The organism is Sorangium sp. So ce124 (genome assembly GCF_051525235.1).
Lineage (GTDB): Bacteria > Myxococcota_A > Polyangia > Polyangiales > Polyangiaceae > Sorangium > Sorangium atrum.
Genome location: NZ_CP150312.1, coordinates 2,193,775 through 2,215,825 on the forward strand (window position 1 = coordinate 2,193,775; position 22,051 = coordinate 2,215,825).

At 70.4% G+C, this 22,051-nt stretch carries 10 protein-coding genes; 2 read left to right on the top strand and 8 right to left on the bottom strand.

What is annotated here, in order from left to right:
* Positions 1 to 285: 285 nt before the first annotated feature.
* From WMF19_RS08300 to WMF19_RS08315, 4 genes are all read right to left on the bottom strand, one after another.
* Positions 286 to 510: a DUF2188 domain-containing protein gene (locus tag WMF19_RS08300; RefSeq protein ID WP_437898592.1), complete on the bottom strand. Its 225-nt coding sequence runs from the start codon at positions 508 to 510 to the stop codon at positions 286 to 288.
* A gap of 70 nt (positions 511 to 580) precedes the next feature.
* Positions 581 to 1,171 (bottom strand): GTP-binding protein, encoded by a 591-nt coding sequence (locus WMF19_RS08305; protein ID WP_437328236.1) that lies wholly within the window; start codon positions 1,169 to 1,171, stop codon positions 581 to 583.
* 349 nt (positions 1,172 to 1,520) lie between these two features.
* On the bottom strand, positions 1,521 to 2,768 hold the full coding sequence (locus tag WMF19_RS08310) for a hypothetical protein (RefSeq protein ID WP_437898593.1): 1,248 nt from the start codon (positions 2,766 to 2,768) through the stop codon (positions 1,521 to 1,523).
* Between the two features lie 199 nt (positions 2,769 to 2,967).
* Positions 2,968 to 8,907 carry an ATP-binding protein gene (locus WMF19_RS08315; protein WP_437898594.1) on the bottom strand — a complete coding sequence of 1,980 codons (5,940 nt, stop codon included), beginning with the start codon at positions 8,905 to 8,907 and terminating at the stop codon, positions 2,968 to 2,970.
* A 792-nt stretch (positions 8,908 to 9,699) separates the two neighbouring features.
* On the opposite strand from WMF19_RS08315, the gene WMF19_RS08320 reads away from it, so the two are divergent.
* Positions 9,700 to 11,001, top strand: a complete 1,302-nt coding sequence (locus WMF19_RS08320) for a serine hydrolase domain-containing protein (protein WP_437898595.1) — start codon at positions 9,700 to 9,702, stop codon at positions 10,999 to 11,001.
* A gap of 36 nt (positions 11,002 to 11,037) precedes the next feature.
* Here the strand turns inward: WMF19_RS08320 and WMF19_RS08325 are convergent, their stop codons facing one another.
* Together WMF19_RS08325 and WMF19_RS08330 are read right to left on the bottom strand one after the other, a co-directional pair.
* Positions 11,038 to 12,333, bottom strand: coding sequence for a cation:proton antiporter (locus tag WMF19_RS08325; protein ID WP_437898596.1), 1,296 nt, complete (start codon positions 12,331 to 12,333; stop codon positions 11,038 to 11,040).
* Between the two features lie 433 nt (positions 12,334 to 12,766).
* Positions 12,767 to 16,240: a hypothetical protein gene (locus tag WMF19_RS08330; protein WP_437898598.1), complete on the bottom strand. Its 3,474-nt coding sequence runs from the start codon at positions 16,238 to 16,240 to the stop codon at positions 12,767 to 12,769.
* A 478-nt stretch (positions 16,241 to 16,718) separates the two neighbouring features.
* Here WMF19_RS08330 and WMF19_RS08335 point away from each other — a divergent pair, with 478 nt between their 5' ends.
* A complete protein-coding gene (locus WMF19_RS08335; protein ID WP_437898599.1) occupies positions 16,719 to 18,260 on the top strand; it encodes an amidase in 1,542 nt (513 codons plus the stop codon).
* Between the two features lie 139 nt (positions 18,261 to 18,399).
* Here the strand turns inward: WMF19_RS08335 and WMF19_RS08340 are convergent, their stop codons facing one another.
* Together WMF19_RS08340 and WMF19_RS08345 are read right to left on the bottom strand one after the other, a co-directional pair.
* The gene (locus WMF19_RS08340; protein WP_437898600.1) at positions 18,400 to 19,944 is read right to left on the bottom strand and encodes a S10 family serine carboxypeptidase-like protein; all 1,545 of its coding nucleotides are present in this window, start codon (positions 19,942 to 19,944) and stop codon (positions 18,400 to 18,402) included.
* A gap of 273 nt (positions 19,945 to 20,217) precedes the next feature.
* Positions 20,218 to 22,029 carry a glycoside hydrolase family 44 protein gene (locus tag WMF19_RS08345; protein ID WP_437898602.1) on the bottom strand — a complete coding sequence of 604 codons (1,812 nt, stop codon included), beginning with the start codon at positions 22,027 to 22,029 and terminating at the stop codon, positions 20,218 to 20,220.
* Positions 22,030 to 22,051: the final 22 nt, after the last annotated feature.

Consider the following 22,051-nt stretch of genomic DNA (forward strand, 5'->3'; position numbering starts at 1 on the left):
TCGACGCTCTTCTCGATGTCTCCCGGAGCGGTGGCCCTCACGCGCCGGCGTGCTCGCTGCAGCCCTGCTCGTTCGTGCCCTCGCTCCGGTCATGACGCTGTCTGCTTGTACACTCTTCCTACGGGGTCGTTACCGGGGAAGCCCGGCGCTCAGCAGGGCGACGAACGGAGGCGCGCCGGATCGACACGGGGGAGCGTTTTTTTTTCGCGCCGCCGCGGGGGCGCGCCCGGGCGCGCCGGCCGTACCCTCGCGGGCCGCGCGCCTCCGCGGCGGCGCTGGCCGCGGTCACGCCGCCAGGCGGTGCTCGATCTCGATCGGCGTGAGCGGCGGTGGCAGCTCGTCGATGACGACCGCGCTGCCCGGGTGCCGGCGGACGAGCTCCTCCGTGGACTGGATCGCTTCCTGCACCGTGCCGTACGGGAGCGAGCGGGTGACGTAGCCCTCGGCCGCGACCACCCAGCCCCAGCCGTCTGGGTCCGGCATGACGTGGTAGGTGAGCCTCTGTGTCATGGTGTGTCCTCCCTCCGGGAGGGTGAGCTCGGCGCGCGCGAGCAGCAAGAGATCGGCGCTCGCGAAGGCCCTACCGCTGGCGGCGCTGCACCTCCTTGAGGGCGAGCTTCGAGATCGCCCTCAGGGTGTCGAACACGCCGCGGCCGCTCGCCGCCGCGGCCTCGAACTCGGGCGCCCCGTCCGGGTTGAGGAGCTCCCGGAGCTCTGCGACATCGGCGATCCCGTCGAGATCCCGCTTGTTGTACTGGACGACGAACGGCAGCCGGCCGGGCGAGCGGCCCTCCTCGGCGAGGTTGTCCCAGAGGTCCGCCATCGACTCGATGTTCGCGTCGAGCCGGGCGCGCTGCGAGTCCGCCACGAACACGACGCCATCCAGCCCCTTCAGGATGAGCTTCCGGCTCGCCCTGTAGAAGATCTGGCCCGGCACCGTGTAGAGCTGAAGGCGCGTCCGGAAGCCCGACAGGCCCCCGAGATCGAGCGGCAGGAAATCGAAGAACAGCGTGCGATCGCTCTCGGTCTTGAGCGAGATGAGCCGCCCCTTGGCGGCCGGCACCGTCCGGTCGTACACGTACTGAAGGTTCGTCGTCTTGCCGCAGAGACCGGGCCCGTAATAGACGATCTTGCAGTAGATCTCCCGGCTCGCATAGTTGATGAACGCCATCGGCGTGCTCCTCCAGAGTCGACGTTCGAGGGGAGGCAAGGCCGGCCCCCGCATTGAAAAAGAAGGCGACCGTCGTCCATCGCCTTGGAAGCGATGGCGACCGTCGTGAAGCGCATTGGAAACGAAGGCGATCAGCGGCCGCCGCGCTCGACGCTGCGGCCGTTGTCGACTCCTGCGCTGGGAGGGGAGGCGGCGGCCGCTCTCCCCACGATTCCATGCGCCGCGCCGGGGGCGCCCCGGCTCGCCCACGGCGCGCCCCGCTCGCTGCTCCCCGCGCTACGTCACGCGCGGCCGGCGGCGAGCGGGCGCGCCGCTGCTGCCGCCGCGAGCGGCGCCGCGCCGGCGGCGATCACGAAGACGCGTCGGCGATCGCGTGGAGGGCCGCCACGAAGCCCTCCAGGGAGGCGTCGCGCGCGTCGCTGTGCTTCACCAGCCGCTCGTTCACGGCGATGAGCTCCACCACGTCCGGGCTCGCGCCCGGGACCCGCCGGAGCTCGTGCACAGCGCGGCTCACCCGCGACGGCGGGTCGAGGCACGCGAGCGCCGACAGCGCCGCCGTCGCGCCCGCCTCGCGGCCCGCCGCGAGCGCCTCCCGCGCCATCCCGAGCAGCACCAGCGCGAAGGCGACCTGGATCGCCTCCAGGAAGCCGCGGGAGACCTCCTTGCCGCCCTGGCTGGCCTCGCTCCACGCGAGCGTCACGAGCTCGCCTATCTCCGAGAAGGCGCGCCTCGACATCAGCGTGGAGAGCGTCTCCAGGCCGTGTTTGTCCCACGCCGCCCGCGTCGTCAGCTGGCGCGCGAGCCAGGAGAGCACGGCATATGCGTCGTCCCCCGCCCGGATCGCGCCGAGCGCGATGTCCATCAGCGTGGCCCGCCCCACGCCGTGCGCCTCGAGCCAGCCGAGCAGGTTCGCCCGCTCCGCGCTCCGCGGCGTCCGGCGCGCCTTCTCGAGGATCGCGTCCCGGAGCGCCGGGGGAAAATGGAGGATATCGACGCTCCAGTCCTCGTCCGAGCCGCGCGCGCGCTCCATCGCCAGCGCGGCCAGCGCGTCGTCGTCGAGCGAGAGCGCCCCGGCCCGCCTCGCCGCGAGAATCTTCGGGACCGGCAGATCGCGCAGCGCGGGGCGCTCCCCGTTCAGGCCGTCGAGCTCGTCCCCGTCGAGCAGCGGCGGCAGCCCCTTGTGGACCTTGGGCACGACGATGAACTCCGAGGGCCACTGGACAGGCTCGCGCCGGCAACGCTCGAGCACGCGCTCGTAGATCCCCGCCGGGACCTTGCCGCGCACGAGATCCGAGAGCTCGATCCACTCCTCCTCGTCGAGCACGAGGCGCGGCACGCCCAGCACCTCATGCTGGAAGTGCGCGGGATCCTGGATCGCGAGCCGCGCGAGCTGCCGGATCACCGGCCCGCTGAACCCGCTCTCGCAGCGCGCTCTCCAGCGCAGGAGATCGGATGTCCCGAGCTCGTCGATGTGCTCGGACAGGAAGGCATGATCGTCTGGCTCCAGCGACGGCTGACGGAGCACATGAAAGAACGCGACGGGACGGGCACGGCCCCGGTGCGCACGCACCAGGGCCTCGATCTCCGCCTTTCGCATGGCGCGACCTCATCACCCGAGACCCCATGTGGGATCAGGGACGCTCTCAGGTCCATCGTCGCCAGGCGCTAGCGCGGCCCGTCATGACTCGTCGGTCGGTGGAATGACGGATCCTGTTCCTGACCGGTGTGCCCAGGGTAGCGCCAGCGCGCCCGCTGTCAACGCCCTCGTCGCTACTCAACTACTCAACGACTCTAGTCTAGCGCCGCCGCCGCGGCTCCCGGCCGCTCGTGGGTGGCTTGACGTCGCGCGAGAGCGGCAGCTCGACGGAGAAGGTCGAGCCCTCGCCGATCTCGCTCGCCACGCTCACCCGCCCTCCGTGCGCCTCGACGATGGTGCGCGTGATGTAGAGGCCCAGCCCGAGCCCGCCGTAATGACGCGACGAGACGCCCCGGCGGTACCGCTCGAAGAGCTGCTCTCGCACGTCGGCGGGGATGCCGATGCCATGATCGGTCACCGAGAGACGGGCGATCTCTCCGTCCGATGCGATGGTGAGCTCGAGCGGCTTGCCCCCGCCGAACTTGATCGCGTTGCTCAGCAGGTTGGTCACGACCTGCTCGATGCGCTGCGCGTCCCAGCGGCCGACGACCGGCCCGGCGGCGCGCACGTCGAGCGCGCAGCCTGCCCGCGCGAGCTGGTCGTCCAGGTACGTGGCGACCTCTCCCACGATCGCGCGGAGATCGATCTCGATCGGGTCGAGCTCCAGGCGCCCCGCCTGGATGCGGGAGACGTCGAGGAGCATGTCGACGAGGGCGACGAGGCGCTTGATCTGCCGCTGCGAGAGATCGACCGACGCGCGCGCCCGCTCGATGCCCTCCGCGCCTCGCGAGAGCTTCTTCTCCATCGAATGGACGGCGAGCTGCAGGCTGGTCAGCGGCGTCCGGAGCTCGTGCGAGGCGACGGAGAGGAACTCGTCCCGCGCGCGGACGGCCTCCTCCGCGCCGGCGCGCGCTCGCTGCTCGTCCGCGAGCAGGCGGTCCCGCTGCTGCTCGGCCTGCACGCGCGTGGTGACGTCGCGGAAGCTCCAGACCCGTCCGACGATGCGCCCGCTCACGCGCTGAGGCTGGGAGCAGCGCTCGAAGACCCTGCCGTCGTCGAACGTCAGGGTGTCGACGCCGCTCGCCTCGCGAGGATCATCGACGCTCGTCGTCGTCCTCGTCATCTTCGCTGTCTTCGCTGTCTTTCCTGTCTTCGTTTCTTGCAGGAGCTGCTCCGAGTCCGCGAGCTGATCGACGCAGAGCGCCAGGCGGTCGTCCTGCGAGAGGAGCACCTGCTCGGGGATCCCCCACATCTCCCTGAACCTTCGGTTGTGCCGCACGGGGCGGCCCGCGTCGTCGACGACGAGGATGCCGTCCGCCGTCGAGTCGAGCGTGGCCTCGAGCAGCGCGTGCGAGTGGCGCAGCATCTCCTCGGCGCGCTTGCGCTCGGTGACGTCCGTCGAGATCCCGCACACCGCATACGACGTCCCGTCCGGATGGCGCAGCGGGAACTTGAGGGAGAGGAACACGTGCATGCCGTCGGGCGCCGAGACGAACTCGTCCCTCTCGATGGGGTTGTCCTCCCGCAGCGCGGCGAGATCGTTGGCGCGCACCGCGTCGGCGATCTCGGTCGGGAACAGCTCGTGGTCGGTCTTGCCGAGGATGTCCTCGCGGCTCACGTGCACGACGTCCTCATAACGGCGGTTGACGAGCAGGTACCGCCCGTCCGGGGCCTTGACGAACACGACGGCGGGCGTGTTGTCGAGGATGGCCTGCAGGAGCGAGCTGCTGTCGTGCAAGGACGCCTCCGCGCGCCGGCGCTGCGCGTTCTCCAGCTGGAGCTCGCCGTAGAGCCGCGCGTTCTCGAGCGAGATGGCCGCCTGCGACGCGAGGACATCGAGGACGCCCAGCTCCGCCGTGGAGAAGGCGCCCGGGACCAGGTCGTTCTCCAGGTAGAGCAGGCCCACCGCCTCGTCCTGGCGCACGATGGGCACGCCGAGGGCCGAGCGCCGGGGGCGCAGCGCATCGCCGAAATAAGGATCCATCGCGAACCGGTGCGGCGCAGCCGCGTCGTCGATCGCGATCGGCTTGCGGGCGCGGACGACGGCCGTGCAGAGCGACAGGGGCACCTGCGACGGCGCCGCGAGGCGGCCGGCGGGGCCGAAGGCGCGCTCGCCGTCGCCGCTCGCGTCCGCCAGGACGAGGCCCTCCGGCGACGAGAGGAGCAGGCAGCCGCGCTGCGCGCCCACGTGCTCCATGGCCACGCGCAGGAGCCGCGCGTGCAGCTGGGGCAGGACCAGCGCGCTCGAGATCTCCTGGGAGGCCTTCAAAATGCCGAGCATATCCAGGTACTTGACGTCGCCAACCCCGGACGCGGGCCGCCTCGCGAGCTCGGGGTGCCGCTGGAGCAGGGCGCAGACATTCGCCCGCGCGCCCCAGGCCTCGTAGCTGTCGCGGGCGCGCGCGAGGTAGGCGCTCGCCGCCGTGTCGAGCCCCCGCTGCTCGTAGAAGCGCGCGCAGAGCTCGCTGGCGAGCCCCTCGACCTCGAGGAACCCGCCGGCGCGGGCGTCCTCGAGGGCCTGCTCGTACGCGCGCTCCGCGGCGAGCTCATCGCCCGAGAGGCGCGCGAGTTCGGCCGAGACCAGGGCTGCCTGGTGTGCGAAGTTCGCCGGGGAAACCTCCGCGAGCGCCGTCAGGTGGGCGAGGTGCGCGCGCACGGCCTCGAGGCAGGCGGGCGGGGGCGCGCGAGCGTGGCCGGCAGAGCGCGCGACCGCCGCGTAGAAGTGAAGCTGGGCGGCGCCGAGGAAGCCGCGCGCGGCCTGCAGCAAGGCGCCCGCGCGCTCCGCCGCTTCGACGGCCCCGCCCGGATCGCCGAGGTGCAGGCGCGCCTGCAGCTCGAGGAGGTGGCCATGGAAGCCCCTGATCGGCGACATCTGCGCGAGCTCCTCGACGGAGCAGTCCGCAGGGCGATCGGGCGCGGAGGGGTCGCGCAGCCGCGCGAACAGGCGTAGCTGGTCGCGGAAGACCTCCTGGTCGAGCCAGCCGCTCGTCCGCTCGGCGAACGCGAGGCGCCGGGTCGCCTCGTCGGCGACGTCGTCGAGGGAGTCGCCGACGAACAGCCGGAGCGCGACGAGCTGATGGCCGAAGTAGCACGCGAACGGGTAGTTGCCGGCGGAGATCGCCGCGTCCAGCTCGCGCTGCATGAGCTCCAGACAGCGTCGGACCGGCATCTTCAGGTAGCCGAGCAGGACGATGAACGTGAAGCTCGCCCTGGGCCTGTACGGCGAGTGCTCCTCGCGCTGGGCGAGCCGATAGCCCGCCTCGCCGAAGGCGAACGCGTCCGCGGGGCGCCCGCGCCGCTCGGCCAGGACGAGCCCGAATGTCGCGTAGGCGGCCGCGGAGCTGCTCGTGTTCCCGTGCGTCAGCGAGAGCTCCACCGCGACGCTGGCGGCGGCCGCCATGACGTCCCAGCTCGCGTGGTAAGCGGGCTGGTAGAGCGTGGCGGCGAGATCGCAGACGGCCCGGGTGCGCGGGTCGGTCATGGGCGGCAGGTCCGGGAGGGCGGAGATGGCGAGGGCGCGGCCCTCGAGGCGATCCAGGACCGCTGCGACGGCGGCGTCCACCGCGGCGGCCTCCGGGTGGCGCGGCAGGGGGAGCCCGCAGTGGCCGAAGCCTGCGACGCAGCTCTCGACGGCGGCGTCCATCGCGCCTTGGGCGACCTGGATCTCGGCGAGCAGGGCGTACACGGTCGCGGCCGCGCACCGCCCGGAGGCGCGCTCGCACAGCGACGCGCAGATGCGCTCCGCGGCCGCGAGCTCGCCGGTCGCGAACCGGCACTGGGCCAGCGCGAGGTCGAGCTCGAACGCGAGCTCGGCGCGCGCGCCCCCGAGCAGCTCGGCGCCCTGCAGGAAGAAGCCGATGGCCGCGGCGTGGTGGGTCGCGGCCTGGGCCTTCCGGCCCGCGCGCAGGTCGAGCTCGGCGGCCCGCGCGCGCTCCTCCGGCGACGTGATCCGTGACGCGCCGCGGGTGATCTGGCGGACGATCTCGAACAGCTGGGCCTCGATGCGGTCGGGCGGGAGGCCGTCGAGCAGGGCGCGCGCGGCGGCGAGGTGCGCCTCGGGCCGCTGCTCGGCGGGGGTGAGCTCGTAGGCGACCTGATGGATGCGGTCGTGAAGGAAGCGGATCTCGCGGTCGATCCGGACGATGAGCCGCAGGGCGAAGGCCGCTTGCAGGCGCTCGATGACGGCGGCTTCCGGGCAGCCGAGCAGGAGCGCCAGGGTCGCCAGATCCGCGGCGTCGCCGAACACGGCGAACCGCCGCAGCGCGTCCTGCGTGCCCGCATCGAGGCTGCGGAGGTTCGCGGCGATGATCTCGGCGACGTCGTCCGAGCACCTCTTTGCCCGGATCTTCTCGAGATCCCACCGGAACGCTCGGGCGGCGGTCGAGAAGCGGATCAGCCCTTCCTGGTAGAGCGTGCCCGCGAGCTGCGCGACGAACAGCGGATTTCCCCCTGTCTTCTCGTGGAGGCTCACCGCGAGCGGGGCGACCTCCTCCCGGGGGGCGCGCAGCGAGTCGGCCACCCACGAGGTCACGGCGTCGGCGGACAGCGGGGCGATCGCGATCTCGGTCACGGCGACGTCCTGCTCGCGGAGCCGGCGGATCATCCGGCGCACAGCGTGGGAATCGGAGACCTCGTTGCTCCGGTACGCGCCGAGGATCAGCGTGTCGCGGACGCCGGGGTCGGTCGCCCAGCGCTCGACGACCTTCAGCGTATCGGCGTCTGTCCACTGGAGATCGTCGAGGAAGACGATGAGCGGCTTCCCCGGCCGCGCGAGCGCGCCGAGGAGCTGGCTGAGCGCCAGCAGGAACCGGGCCTCGGCCTCGGGGGGCGGGATCTCGGGCGGCGGGCTCTGCTGGCCGAGGATCCGGGCGAGCGCCGGGAGCATGCCGGCCAGCAGCGACGCGTTCGCGCCCAGCGCCCCCGCGAGGCCGCGCTGCAGCTCCGCGCGCGACGCCTCGCCCTCTTCGAGGGCCTGGACGAGCGCGCCGTCCAGCGCCGCGAGGAGCGCCTCACACGGGGCATGGCGCGGGGCCGCCTCGCACCTGCCGCCCGTGAAGCGCGCCGCGGGCGCGCGGACGGACTCGCCCAGGCGATGGACAAGGCGCGTCTTGCCCACGCCCGGGAGGCCGGAGATCAGGACCAGCTCCGTCCGGCCATCGCTCCCGACCCGCGCCACCGCGCCCTCCAGCCGCGCGACCTCGCCGGCGCGGCCGTAGAGCCCGGGCGTCAGCCGCAGAGGCGGCGGCACGTCGGCGAGACCCGGCTGGAACGGCGCGATCCGCCCCTCGGTCCGGAGCGCCTCCCGGCACCGGACGAGATCGTGCTGGAGGCCGGCGGCGCTCTGGTACCTGTCCTCGGGGAGCTTCGCGAGCAGCTTCAGGACGAGCTCGGCGACGGTCGAGGGCAGCCCGGGCACGGACGCGAGCGGCGACGGGGGGACCACCGCGGCGTGGCAGTAGAGCCACCCCAGCAGATCGTTCGCGGCGAACGGCAGCCGTCCGGTGAGGAGCTCGAACAGGATCACGCCGAGCGAGTAGAGGTCCGACCGATGATCGATCGCCACGCCGAGGCGCCCGCCCTGCTCGAGCGACAGGTACGGCCAGGTGCAGGGGGCTGGACGGGCGGATCGGGGGCTACACCGGCCCGGCGAGAGCGACCAGGGGCTGAACCCGGTCAGCTTGATGTCGTCGCCGGGCATGAGCATCACGCGGTGCGGGGTGAGGCCGAGGTGGACGATCTGCCGCCCGTGGATCGTCGCCAGCGCGTCGGCGATGGCGATGGAGAGCCTCAGGAACCGGCCGAGATCCATGGGGGTGCCCACGAGGCGGGCGAGCGGCGTCGCGCCGTCGTCCTGGATCACGAGCGCGGGCTGGCCATGGAACGTGCAGATCCGCACCGCCTTCATGGCCACGTCGCAGCCGACCAGCCGGGTCGCCTCCAGCTCGCGCCGCAGCGCCTCGTACTCGGCCGTCGAGGGGTGAGCGGCCTTCAGGGCCTTGACGAGGACGCTCCGCCCCGCCGGCCCGCGCGCCCGGTAGAGCGCGAAATCCGGACCTTCGTCCAGCACGGCCTCCGCGAGGTATTCGGTCGCTGTCTGCATGGCTCTGGCGTGCTGGGCGTCACACACGTCTCCGGGGCGCAGCTGCGCTCGAAAGCGCCTGCGCTGCCGACCGGCAAGCAGGATCGGTACCAGAGGTGAGCGGTCGGCTCCGCGGCGGATCCAGGCATCCGGGCGACTCGACGCGCCGGCTGCGGCATGACGGCCGGTCAGGGTGAGCCGCGTCGATCGCGGAGTCGTCAGACGCTGTCTGCCGAGCTCAGCATTGAGCGGAACGCTCACCGTATCGTCCGCTGGCGCGCAAGTGCGCGAGTGACGGGGGGCGAGACGACGAGAGAGGCAGCGGGGGAGACGTCAGGCCACGAGCGCCCGCAACCCCGCCTCGCGGGCGCGTCGGGCGCCGCTGGTCTGGAGTCGATAGGACATGACAGCATGTCGGGGTCGGCCGGCGAAGGACGCCCGTGATCGGTGAGCCAGCCTCCAGACGAGCTCGGAACGGGGCGGAACGGAGCGGAACGGAGCGGAACGGAGCACAACGGGAACAGCTCGTTCATTCGTCCGCGGTCGTCCACGGTCGTCCAGGATGTCATCTGCTTGCGTCATCCCGCAATCGATTGCGCTTCCATTCCAGTCGTGCCAACTCCATTGGAGGGGACGCGCCGGACCTCTCAGCTGAAACCAGCGGCCAGGTGGAAGCTCTTTTTGGCGGTGCAGCTCGAAGGGGAGACGGCAGGTCACGCTGGCGTACATATTGCGAGCCTTCACGCCAGACGCCCACGCTGAATGCGCCTCCGGCCCTCCGGGGGGCAAACGCCGTGGAAGGATTCGTTCTTCATGAAAGCAAGGTTGGGAAGAGCCATGATCGATCAACCACGAGCGGTCAACCGCAGGACGTTCTTGCAAGGGATGACCCAGATCGCCTCGGTGGCCGCCGCGGCGCCCGCGCTCGGTTCGGACCCATGGAGAGGCGCCTGCTCGACCACGCTCACCACGGGGCGGCCCGAGGACGTGAACATGAGCTCGGAGCGGCTGGAGGACGTCTTCGCGCGGATCCAGCGCCGCGTGAACGACGCCCTGTTTCCCGGCGCCACGGCGCTGGTCGCCCGGCACGGGGTCATCGTGGGTCACAGGGCCTTCGGCAGCAAGGTCGCCGGCGCCGACGAGCCGGTGACGCTCGATACGATCTTCGACGTCCAGTCGATGAGCAAGGTGCTCTCGACCGCGGCGACGGCCCTCGCGCTCGTGGAAGAGCGCGTGATCCGGCTGGACGCGCCGGTCGCCAGGTACCTGCCGGAGTTCGCCGCCAACGGAAAGGGGGCTGTCACCGTCTACGACATGCTCCGTTATTCGTCCGGTCTGCCGCTGGACAACCAGTGCTTGGATGAGGACGTCGAGACGGCCTGGTACATCATGGCCGAGACCCCGCTCGAATACGCGACGGGCAGATCGGCGCTGTACAGCGATCTCACGTACCGCCTCCTCGGCCGCATGATCGAGGCCGCCGCGGGGGACGATCTCGACGCCATCGCGAGAGAGTGCATCTGGCGTCCTCTCGGCATGAGCGACACGATGTACAACCCGCCTCCGGAGCTCGTCGAGCGCGTCGCGGCCACGGGGTACTCCGCCCGCCGGGGCTGCCTCGTGCGGGGCCAGGTGCAGGACGAGCAGGACTTCGCGCTGGGCGGCGTCGCCGGCTGCGACGGCGTGTTCACCACGGCGCTCGACGTGGCCGTCTTCTGCCAGATGATCTTGAACGGCGGCGCCTACGGCAACGCCGAGGTCTTGCGGCCCGATCTGGTCCGGCAGATGAAGAAGAACAACACGCCCTACGTGACGGAGGCGGCGACCGACACGTCGCCCATCAACAACCTGCTCCTCGCCCCGAAGGGCCTCGGGTGGGAGCTCCGGACACGGCGCTTCTCGAACGGCGGCATGCGCCTGTCGCCGCGCGCCTACGGAAAGGCGGGCGGCGCCGGCACGTTCATGTGGGTCGATCCGGATCTCGAGATCATCGGCGTCCTCCTCACCAACCACGGCCTGCCGCAGCCGTTCGACGAGCTCGGCTGGAACCGCATGCTCGACAACGTCGGTTGCACCGAGTTCTTCGACGGCATCATCAACGCCGTGCACCACTGAGCGCCGTCGCGGGCGAGCGGCGCTTCTCCAGGTCGTTCAGGCGGCTTCCACGGGGAGCGGCTCCTCCGGCTCGGCGGCGGCGGCGAGCGTCCGGCGCAGCAATGGGCCGATGGTCAGGCCCTGCACCACGATGGAGACGACCACCACGACATAGGTGATGGTCAGCACCATCTCGCGCTCCGGAACGAGCGTGCCGTCCGCGAGCTTTCCGGGGATGGAGAGCGCGAGGGCCACCGAGACGCCGCCGCGCAGGCCGCCCCACGTGAGGATACGGATCGCCCCCGGCGTGAAGACCCTGCGCCTCTTCATGAGGCTCACCGGCAGCGCGACCGCGATGAACCGCGCGAGCAGCACGACAGGAAACGCGAGGAGCCCTGCGAGCAGCGACTGGGCGTCGAAGGCGACGATCAAGAGCTCGAGGCCGATCAAGACGAACAGCACCGCGTTCAGGATCTCGTCCATCAGCTCCCAGAAGTCGTCCAGGTGCTCGCGGGTCTTCTCGCTCATGGCGCCGGCGCGCGCCTCGTTCCCGATGAAGAGCCCGGCCACCACCATGGCGATGGGGCCGGAGACATGGATCGCGTACGCCAGGGCATAGCCGCCCGCCGCGGTCGCCAGCGAGAGCAAGACCTCGACCTTGTAGTCGTCGACCTGCCGGAGCATGGCGAGCGTCACGAAGCCGAGCGCGAGGCCGTACAGCACGCCGCCGATCGCCTCCTGGACGAACAGCAGCGAGAGCCGCTGCAGATCGAGGCCCGACGTCCCCGACGCGATCTCCAGGAGCCCGATGAACGCCACCACCGCCACGCCGTCGTTGAAGAGCGACTCTCCGGCTATCTTCATCTCGAGCTCCTTGGGCGCCCCCACGTGCTTGAGGACCCCGAGCACCGCGATGGGATCGGTGGGGGAGATGAGCGCGCCGAAGAGCAAGCAGTAGACCGGCCGGATGTGCACGCCCATCAGCGTCATCAGGGCGTAGGTCATGCCGCCCACCAGCACCGTGGACATGAGCACACCCCCGGTGGCCAGGACGCCGATGACGACCCGCTGCTTCTTCAGATCCGCCAGGTTGACGTGCAACGCGGCGGCAAACAGGAGGAAACCGAGCATCCCCTGCATCAGCGTCTTGTTGAAGTCGATGCCATGGAGGTGCTCCTTCGCCTCGGCCTCCACCTCCGGAAACAGCTCTCCGATGGCCACCATGACGAGGGACGTCGTCATCGCGATCAGCATCAACCCGATCGTTGTCGGCAGCTTGAGGAGCCGATGGTTGAAGAAGCTGAAGATCGCAGCGAGCGAGAGCAGCGCTGCCGAGACTTGGAATAGATCCATGCTCCCAGGCTTACAGGCGGACGCGCGCCGGCTCAGGCGAGGCGCGGCGACGTCCAGATAAAAAGTTGCACGTCAAAGTTTCCCCAAGGGAGAAGGAAATCCAAGCCGACTCAAAATGTCAAGCCTCGACCGCGGGACCTGCGCCGGGCTGCCCGGAGGCCGGGGGTCGCGACAGAAAGCCCCGCCCGTCGGATCGAAAGCCGTGCCCTGTCGAGACGGCACGAACGACGCTACTCCCCGCTGCAGGCGGACCGAGCGACCGTCGGCCAAGTAGAAGGTAGGATGAAGACACACGAGCACGGAAAGCACGCCGCGGGATTCGAGCGCGAGCGAGCCCTGAGCTACGACCGGCGACTGACCTCGCGGAGCGGGGAGCGAGGGAGTTCAAGCTCCCGCTCCGCGAGGCTGGCTTGCAGGCGGAGAAGCGAGGTCGTCAGGGATTGAACGTGGCGACGAAGATGTCGGTCGCCGCTGCGTAGGGGATCGGGCCGGTCCCGAAGTCGACCGGCGCGCGCGTGCTGCCGGTGATCGCAACCGTGCCATTCGGAGACACGGCGATGTCCTCCACGAAACGGTCGTGTGAATCGCTGCTGGGCGGGTCGAAGGCGACCGACCAGAGCTTGGTCCCGTCCTCGTCGAGCTTGGCGAGCCCCGAGGGCCCGGCGACGAATATTCCGCCGGCAGGATCGAGGGAGATCCTGTGGAAGGGAGCGCTGATCGTGTGGCTGGAGAGCACCTCTCCTGCTGCGTCGAGCTTGACCAGCACGGACCCCCCCACCGCGCCGCCGCCGAAGTCGACGGTGCCGTCCGTGAGGCCCGTCACGAGGACCTCGTCCGCCGCGTTGACCGCCACCGAATAGGCCGCCGCCAGGGGGTACGTCGCCATCGACGGAAACAGCTTTTCCCACAGCACGGCCCCCGCCGGGGCGAGCTTGGTGACGTTGAATGTCGGCCACGGGGGCAGGCCCGTATCGAAGCTCGGGGTCACCGCGAGCACGTTGCCAGCGCTGTCGAGCGCGATGCGTCCCGCTCCATTGACCAGTGTATAGTTGTACATCCCTTGCAGGTGGGCTGTCCAGAGGACGGCGGTACCTCCGGCGCCCACCTTTACCAGCCGATAACCTTCATCGACGACGTGGAGCACGTACACATCGCCGGCGCCATCGACGGCAGCCTGCTGTACCATCCAGGGCCAGCCCGAGGTGCCGAGCCTGCCTGGGAAGCCGTTGCTCCAGATGTGATTGCCATCGGAGTCGAATGCGGCCACGAACAGCGTGCCCTCATCGAGAACGGGCGGGAGGGGACCCCCACCGAGATCCGGACCTGGCGTGAGAGTTTCACCGTCATAGACCCCGACGAGCACGATATTGCCGCTTCCGTCGACGGCCATGGTGGCGTTCGCGTCGTCGTATTCGGTCCCGAAGCGCTTGCTCCAGATCACCGAGCCTGCGGGATCGAGCTTGAGGAAGAAGACGTCCGACCCGCCTGCGCTGGTGACGGGGCCGGCGCCGAAGTCGACCGTTCCCCGGAAGCTACCCGAGACGTAGAAGTTGCCAGCGGCGTCGCTCACGATGGACAGCCCCAGGTCGTCGCCGGACCCCCCGTATCCCCGCGACCACGGCGGGAGCCGGGGGCAATCAGGCACGCCGTCGCAGCTCTCGTCCACCGGGGTGGCGCAGAGCTCTTCGGTGGGCGCCACCGCACCTGTGCAGGGGCCGTAACCCAGCCTGTCGGAGCGGCACGTTTGTGTACCTGTCACGCACGGCCCGACGCCGACGGTCCCTACGGGGCCGGTGTAGCAGGTGAGGACCGAGCCCGGCACGCACGTGCCTTCCGTGCTGCCACCGCCGCCCGCGCCGCCGCCGCCGCCGCCGCCCGCGCCGCCGCCGCCGCCCTCGCCGCTGCCCGCGGTCTCGCAGTCCCACTCGCCGCTGTCGCAGGGCGGGCTGAACATGGCGACGAAGATGTCGCGACCCGCTGCGTAGGGGATCGGGCCGGCCCCGAAGTCCGCCGGCGCGAGCGCGCTCCCGGTGACGGCCACGGCGCCGTTCGGAGAGACAGCGATGTCCTTCGCGAGAGGATCGAAGTCGACCGACCAGGTCTCCGACCCGCTCGCGTCGAGCCTGGCAAGGCCGTGCCCGGCGACGAACATGCCGCCTGAGGGATCGAGGGTGATCTCGTCGCCGAAGCGAACAGAACGGCTCATGAGAGGCTGGCCTCCGGCGTCCAGCTTCACGAGCGCAGCCCCACGGGCGAGCACGCCGCCGCCGAAATCGATGGTTCCGTCCGTGAAGGTCGTCACGAGGATCTCGTCCGCCGCGTTGACCACCACCGACGCGGCCAAGGGCACGGCGGATCTGTCGGTCGAGCTCGACGGGAACGATTGTTGCCACGACAGCGCACCGTAGTAGCTGAACTTGGCGACGATCAGCTCGAATGGAGGGAAGTCCGTACGGCCATAATGCACCTCGGCCGCCACGATCACGTTGCCAGCGCCATCGACCGCAAAGCCTGCTGCCCTGGCGTCAGGATAATCATAGGGATACACTTCGCCCCACCCGCGAAAGAAGCCGGCCGTGAAGCTCATGAACCCGATGATGCCGCCGCTGTCATAGAGGATGTATGCATCGCCGTCGCCGTTGACAGCGACTTGTTTGAGCTCCCAGCTGCCCGCTTCGACCTCGAAGCCCGTGTTCTTGATGTGGTTGCCTTCGTGGTCGAACGTGGCCCCGATGACCGAGGGCTGTTCGCTCGACGGCAGGGGCCCGTCGCCGAAATCCGGACCTGGCGCCGAAGCATGTCCGGGACCGCCGTTGTAGATTGCGGCGAGGACGATGTTCCCGCTCCCGTCGACGGTCATGGTGGCGTTCTCATCGTCGTGCTCGGTTCCGAAGCGCTTGCTCCAGATCACCGAGCCGGAGGGATCGAGCTTGAGGAAGAAGATGTCGGAGCCCCCTGCGCTGGTGAGGGGGCCGGCGCCGAAGTCGACCGTCCCTTCGAAATCGCCCGCGACGTAGTAGTTGCCCGAGGCGTCGCTCACGATGGATAGACCCTCGTCGTCGCCGGGGCCGCCGTACCCTCGCGCCCACGGCGGGAGCCCCCGGCAATGGGGCTCGCCGTCGCAGTTCTCGTCCACCGGTGTGGCGCAGATCTCCTCGGCGGGCGTCACCGCTCCCGTACAGGGGCCGTAGCCCAGCCCGTCGGAGCGGCACGTCTGCGTCCCGGTGACGCACTGTCCAATGTGGGCGACCCCGACGGGGCCGGTATAGCAGGTGAGGACCGTGCCCGGAACGCACGTGCCTGGCGCGCTGCCGCCCGCGCCGCCGCTGCCACTGCCGCTCGCGCCACCATTGCCGCCGGGCTCGACGCTGCCGCCGCTGCCGCCGCTGCCGCTGGGTCCGATGCCGCCGCCCTCGCCGCCGCTGCCGCTCTCGCCACCACCACTGCCGACGGCACCGGCGCCGCCGCCCTGATCACCGGTCGTGGAGCCGCCGCCCGTTTCGGCGCCGCCGCCCCCGCGCACCACGAGATCGCACGCCGTGGAGGTGAGGACCACCGCGATGATCAACGCTGCCGAGACACCGCCGCCTGACCTGGATGGTACTGAAACAAGCTGCTCAGGGTCTCTGATCATGCCGCCTTCGGTGCCCGGCATGACCAGGACATTCACGCTCCGCCACGAGCCCGACGAGAGGCAAGGTGCTCCGACGCGGCAGACGGCGGCCGTGAACTTCACGATGAGGATCTGCTGGCCTCGCTGCGAGGTCAGGAAGATGTTGCTGCGGCAGGGCCCACCGGTGACCGTCGCGAGCTCGACAGAGACGATGATGCCGGTCGCAAGTGCCTTGAGCGACAGCTGCTCAGGCGACCGAAACCAGACCAGGAGACAGCCGAGCGGCGCGCACAAAGCTGCGAGCTCGACGGAAGACGAGGTGAGGATCCGGCGGTTCGATGGAGAGCATGGCCGGGTGGGTACCGGGGGGCAACATGACGCGGGGTTCCTTCACGGATCGTCGAAGACACGGTCGGCGCCGAAACCGCGCGCGCTGAGCGCCGTAGATGGGCCAGGAGCCGCGGGGCGAAGTCGGCCCCTTCGATGCGTGGATCGACGATCGAGATCGTGTAGCCGTCGCACGAGGGGCGGGCGGAGTGCATCAGGGTACGGTCGTCCGAGGTGGGCGTGGCGATCGCCGCGTGATACCCCGGGATCGCATCGTTTCCTCGTTCCACGCGGGACGACTGTGGCCAACGCGCCACCAATTGCCGGTATCCTGCTGTGCAATAGCTCGTTTCCCGTGAAGGCATAGGCTGGACGTGACGAATCGCGGCGTGCGTCTCGCGAGCCGTGCGACACTGGCTCACGACGCTCCCGTGGGGAGGAGAGTATGACCCAATCGGCAAACGTCGATGACCCGGGCGCTGCCGGGCATACAGGGGAGATCTCGCGCCGCTTCTTCCTGCGAGCGTTCGCCGGGAGCGTGGCGGCCTTGTCGGGCGCGTGCGATGGGATGACGCCCGTCGAGGAGCCTGCGGCAGAGGCGCTGTCGGAGCTCACGCGGGCGACAGGGGGGCAGCTGGCGGATCTCATCCGCCGGAAGCGGGTGTCGTCGCTCGAGGTCGTGGAGGCGCACCTCGCGCGCATCGCGCAGATCAACCCGCGGCTGAACGCCGTGGTGAAGCTCCGCGCCGACGAGGCAAGAGCGGAGGCGCGGGCGGCGGACAAGGCCCTGGCGAGAGGCAAGCCGCTCGGCCCGCTGCACGGCGTGCCGATGACGATCAAGGATTCCATCGATACCGCCGGCGTGGTGACGACCGGCGGGACGGCCGGGCGAACGAATTTCGTTCCGAAAGAGGACGCCACCGTGGTCCGGCGCCTCAAGGAAGCGGGCGCGATCCTGCTGGGCAAGAGCAATACGCCCGAGATGACGTGGTCGTACGAGACGAACAACGCGGTTTACGGGCGCACCAACAATCCGTACGGCCTCGACCTGTCGCCGGGCGGCTCCAGCGGGGGGGCGGGCGCCATCGTGGCCGCGGGCGGCTCGCCGTTCGACGTGGGGAGCGACACCGGCGGGAGCATCCGCGTGCCGTCGCATTTTTGCGGGATCGCCGGGCTCAAGCCGACCTCCGGCCGCATCCCGCGGACGGGCCATATCGTGCCGGCGGAGGGGTTGCTCCAATCGTTCACCGTGCTCGGGCCGATGGCCCGCTCGGTCGACGATCTCTGGCTGCTCTTCAGCGTCCTGGCGGGGCCCGACTGGCGCGACGCGGCGCTGATCCCGGCGCCGCTCGGCGACCCGAAGCACGTGCAGCTCAGGGAGCTGCGGATCGCGATGCACACCGACAACGGGATCGCGGCGCCGGACGCGGCGGTGCGCCAGGCGGTGGTGGACGCGGCGGCGGCGCTGGAGGCGGGCGGCGCGCGGGTGGAGTCGAAGAAGCCCGACGCGCTGAGCGACGTGCTCACGATAGACGCAGATATCTTCCGGGCGGACGGCGGCGCCTGGTTGAGGCGGCTCCTGGATCTGGCCGGAACCACGGACCCCGGCGCCGAGGTGGACGCCGCGCTCGCGAGCGAGCCGCTGTCGAGCGGGGAGCTGACCGCGGCAGTCGAGCGGCTGGACGCGTGGCGGGGGCGGATGCTCGGCTTCATGAAGGATGTCGACGCCATCGTCTGCCCGCCGTGTGTCCTCGAGGCGCTGCCCCACGATGCGTGGGTCGAGCACGGAGTCTACGCAGGATTCAGCTACTCGTTCGCTTACAACATGACAGGGTGGCCGGCGGTCGTCGTGCGCGCGGGCACCTCGTCGCGAGGAACGCCGGTCGGCGTCCAGATCATCGGCCGCCCCTTCCGCGAGGATGTCGTCCTCGCCCTGGCCGGCCACATCGAGCGGGAGCTCGGCGGCTACCGAGCGCCGGCGATCTGACGGGAGCGCGGTCCACGCTGCCGTGGCGGGCCGGGAGCCGTCTGCGCGTCCAGCTCAACCCGCGTGTACGGCGCGCGCCGTGACGTTTCATCGCACCAGGCTTCTTCGCGCAGCGATCCGCCTCGCGGCGGCCGTGCCGTTATCTTGCGGCGGTAGCGCCGGTCTCGGCGAGCCACGCCTCGACGTCCTCGGCGAGCTCGCGCGGGGCGTCGACGGAGACCTTGTGCCCCGACTCGTAGGCCGGGAAGCGGAAGGACCTCTCGGTCGTGTCGGTCGTGAGGCGAACGACGCCGGGGCGCGCGGCGCCCGCGGGCAGCGACCTGTCGACGTCGACGGTGAAGGTCGAGTACTCGCTCAGGAATACCGGCAAGGCCTCGGTGTAAACGACCGCGTCGTAACGGGCGTTGGTGATGAACGTCGCGGTGCGCTCTAGGAGGCTCGTGAACGCGCTGAGGGTGCGGTAATCGCCGGCGTAGCTCCCGCACGGCCGCGTGGAGGGCAGCCAGTACGCGTCGGTGTCGTCGAGCTCGCCGAGCTCGGCGCGGAGGCTGCTCTCGCTCGCCGCGATCTCCGCAGGATCGTCTCTCTCGAAGTAGCGGAAGGAGGGCTCCCGCCCCGGCGGCGCGAGCCCGGCGACCTCGGTCAGGTCTACGCCCAGCAAGGTCTCGAGGTGCTCGGGGGTACGCATCGCGTGATAGGCGTGCTCCTTGATGAGCGCTCCTTCCTCGGACGTGCGGCGGACATCGTACCCGTCCCACACCTCCGGGTTGACGAAGTACTCGGCGAAATCCGGGTCTTGCCTCGCCAGCGGTGCCTCGTACATCCTCTGCTCCGCTCCGTAGAGGCTGGGCTGAATCAGGAGCTGCCAGCCGAACTGCTCGGCGACCTGCACGGGCTCCCGAGCGGCCCCGGCGCGCGCCGGGAACGCCGCGTCGAGGTGCGCCTGCATCTTGTCCTTCAGCCAGGAGGGCGGCCTGTCCATCAGCTCGAGGCTGTCCGAGTCGCGGGCGTAATTCTGCATCATGTAGAGCATCATCGTCGCGCGCGTGCCGCCGTAGCTCTCGCCGGCGATCACCACCGGGTTGTCGCGCAGCGGCTCGTGCGCCTCGAGGAACTCGAGCAGCACGTACACGAAGTCGGCGGCGTCGGCGACGTACAGGGGGACGTCTCTGTAGCAGTCCGACGCCGGGTCCACGGTCGCGAGCTCGTAGGAGAAGCCTGCGCTGCGGGGGTCGACATAGAGCAGGTTCGCGAAGCGCGTGAAGGACGCGGCGTTCGCGCGCGGGGCGGTGTCGGCGGGCGCGTCTGGATCCAGCGTGAACGGCCCGGTCCCATAGGGCAGCAGGACGCTGGTGGTCGCGGCGCCGGGGCCGCCGTTGAAGAACAGGATGAGGGGAGCCTCGTCGGGGTGCTCCTGAGCGGGCTGGAACGAGTAGAACATGCGCGCGGGCCAGTTCAGGCCGAGCGTTGGCGAGCCCGGGATCTCGATGAAGCCGGCTTCAGCGGAGAGCTCGGCCATGGGGCCTTCGCCCCCGGAGCCGCTGTTGCTTGTGGAGCCGCCTTGACTACCGTTGCCTCCGGAGCCGCCGTTGCCGCCCGGATCGCTGCCGGATCCGCCACAACCCACGACAAGCAGCGTGACCACCATGGTGACGCCGCCGAGCCCAGCGCGAAGAGACGTCATGCCGGTGGGTGGGCGCTGCGCGGCGTTTCCATCAAACAAAACGCTCGACAGTGCGCTGGGGCAAACCATCGCGCGGTGCGCCGTGGGCGGTCGTCTGAATCTCGCGAACTTCTCCCTGTTGCGAGGCTTCTCGACCCTCGGGCCCAGCGCCCGCCACCCCGGCTCGCTCGCTCGGGCCCTTCGCGCGGCGATGCGGCTTGTCCAACCCGTGTCGGGTCTCCGCATTCCTCGACGGGGCTTGTCTCGACGACGCTCCGGACGAGGGGGACGCGACTATCGGGGGACCAGCACCGACACGCTGTGGGCCGGCATCGCGTAGGTGAAGGCGTTCGTGGCGCGCGGCGCAATCGGATCCGCAGGCACGAGATCGGCCTTGGTGGACGTGAGCTGCCACGCGTCGATGGCCGTGTAGCTCTCGTAGGCGGCGAGGGTCACCGCGGCCGTGAGCGGGGCCGCGGTCTTGTTGATGGCGACGAGGACCATCCGGCTCGGATCGGCCTCGTCGATGCTCGCGTACACGGTGGCCTTGGCGACGTCGCTCGTCTCGGCGCGGACGGACGTATCGCCGAAGCGCGCGCCCTGCCCGTCGTAGCTCGTGAAGGCGCGCACGCCGGCCCGGAGCATCGAGACCTCTTCGCCGGGATCCCAGATCGTCGCGAGGAACACGCCCTCGCGGCCGAAGACGCCGAGGGCGTCGGCCTGCGCGATCGCGCCGGAGATGTGGTTGCCGCCGCCGTAATTGTACTCGGTGATGCCGAGGGCGGTGCCCGGGTAATGGGCGTCGATGAGGCCCTGGAGCCAGGGGATGAGCTTGATCGGGCCGCGCACGACGTCCTTCGCGATCCAGCTGTCCTCGACGAAGGTCGGGTCCCAGAGCGAGCGCGGCGCCTGCACGCGGGCCTCGACCGACGCGGGGGAAGCGTCGGAGCCCGTGAGGCGCTCGCCGTTCGCGTAGATCTCCGTGTACCAGTGCAGGTCGAGCACGTCGACCAGGCGGCGCCCCTCGCTCGTCTCGGCGGCCTTCATGGCGTCGAGCCAGTACTCGATGAAGTTGCCGTCCGCGTCGGGCGCGTCCTGGAGGCTGACATAGCCCGAATACCCGTAGGAGACGAAGCCGGTGACGAGCGCGTTGGGCGCGACGTCCTTGATCGCGGACGCGAACTCGATGTTCTTGTCGACGAGCTCGGCGTAGCGCACCGGCTCCGGGTGGATGCGCTCGTGGCTGTGATTCCAGAGGTCGGGCTCGTTATCGAGCGAGAACAGCACGCTCGCGACGTCGCCCTCGAAGGCGCCGGGGAAGGCCTGCTTCATCCAGGCGACGAACTCGTCCTGGTACACGGCGTTGTCGTTGAGATTGGGCGACGAGGAGAAGGGAGCGCCCTTGCGCGCAATCGTCGGGTGGAAGCGGGTCTCGAGGTAATTCCGGGTCTGGTTGACGTCGCCGCCGCCGTTCTTGTCCGCCGCGACATAGCCGCAGATGGGGATGGTCGCGATGAAGGCGGCGCCGTGCCCCAGCGCGCCCTCGGCGTGCATGCGCACCGCCTCCCCGGGGACATCGCCCTTCGGGCTGTTGTCGACGAGGTACGCGTCGTTCTGGTGCATGTAGTCCGAGCCCGCGTTGGAGGCGTTGTTCTCCCAGTTGTACGCGGTCATGCGGTTGCCGCCCATGCGCACGACGGTGGTGCCGCGCTGCTCGCCGTCCAGGTCTTCGGCCCAGTTGGCGCCGTAGATGAGCCGGCTGATGGGGCGCACGTCCCGATCGGCGCGCACGGTGAAGGTGACATCACCCGGCCCGGGATCGCCGGGCTCGACGAGGTCCGCGGGAGGCTGGCCGCCGGACCCGCCCTGACCGCTGCTGGCCGTGCCGGTGCCGCCGCCGGAAGCGCCGGCGCCGCTGCTGGTCGTGCCGGCGCCGCTGCTGGTCGTGCCGGCGCCGCTGCTGGTCGTGTCGGCGCCGCCGCCAGAAGCGCCGGCGCCGCCGCTGCCAGCAGAGGAGGTGTCGGCGTCGTCGCCGCAGGCGAGGAAGGCGGCAGATGCGAGGAGGACCAGCGTGACGTGCAAGAAGGGAGCGTGTCGAGAAAGCATGCGGTGCATGTACTCCATCGTC

Coding starts and splice junctions, on each gene's coding strand:
- WMF19_RS08300 (WP_437898592.1), bottom strand. CDS start 510: ATGACACAGAGGCTCACCTACCACGTCATGCCGGACCCAGACGGCTGG.
- WMF19_RS08305 (WP_437328236.1), bottom strand. CDS start 1,171: ATGGCGTTCATCAACTATGCGAGCCGGGAGATCTACTGCAAGATCGTC.
- WMF19_RS08310 (WP_437898593.1), bottom strand. CDS start 2,768: ATGCGAAAGGCGGAGATCGAGGCCCTGGTGCGTGCGCACCGGGGCCGT.
- WMF19_RS08315 (WP_437898594.1), bottom strand. CDS start 8,907: ATGCAGACAGCGACCGAATACCTCGCGGAGGCCGTGCTGGACGAAGGT.
- WMF19_RS08320 (WP_437898595.1), top strand. CDS start 9,700: ATGAAAGCAAGGTTGGGAAGAGCCATGATCGATCAACCACGAGCGGTC.
- WMF19_RS08325 (WP_437898596.1), bottom strand. CDS start 12,333: ATGGATCTATTCCAAGTCTCGGCAGCGCTGCTCTCGCTCGCTGCGATC.
- WMF19_RS08335 (WP_437898599.1), top strand. CDS start 16,719: ATGACCCAATCGGCAAACGTCGATGACCCGGGCGCTGCCGGGCATACA.
- WMF19_RS08340 (WP_437898600.1), bottom strand. CDS start 19,944: ATGACGTCTCTTCGCGCTGGGCTCGGCGGCGTCACCATGGTGGTCACG.
- WMF19_RS08345 (WP_437898602.1), bottom strand. CDS start 22,029: ATGCTTTCTCGACACGCTCCCTTCTTGCACGTCACGCTGGTCCTCCTC.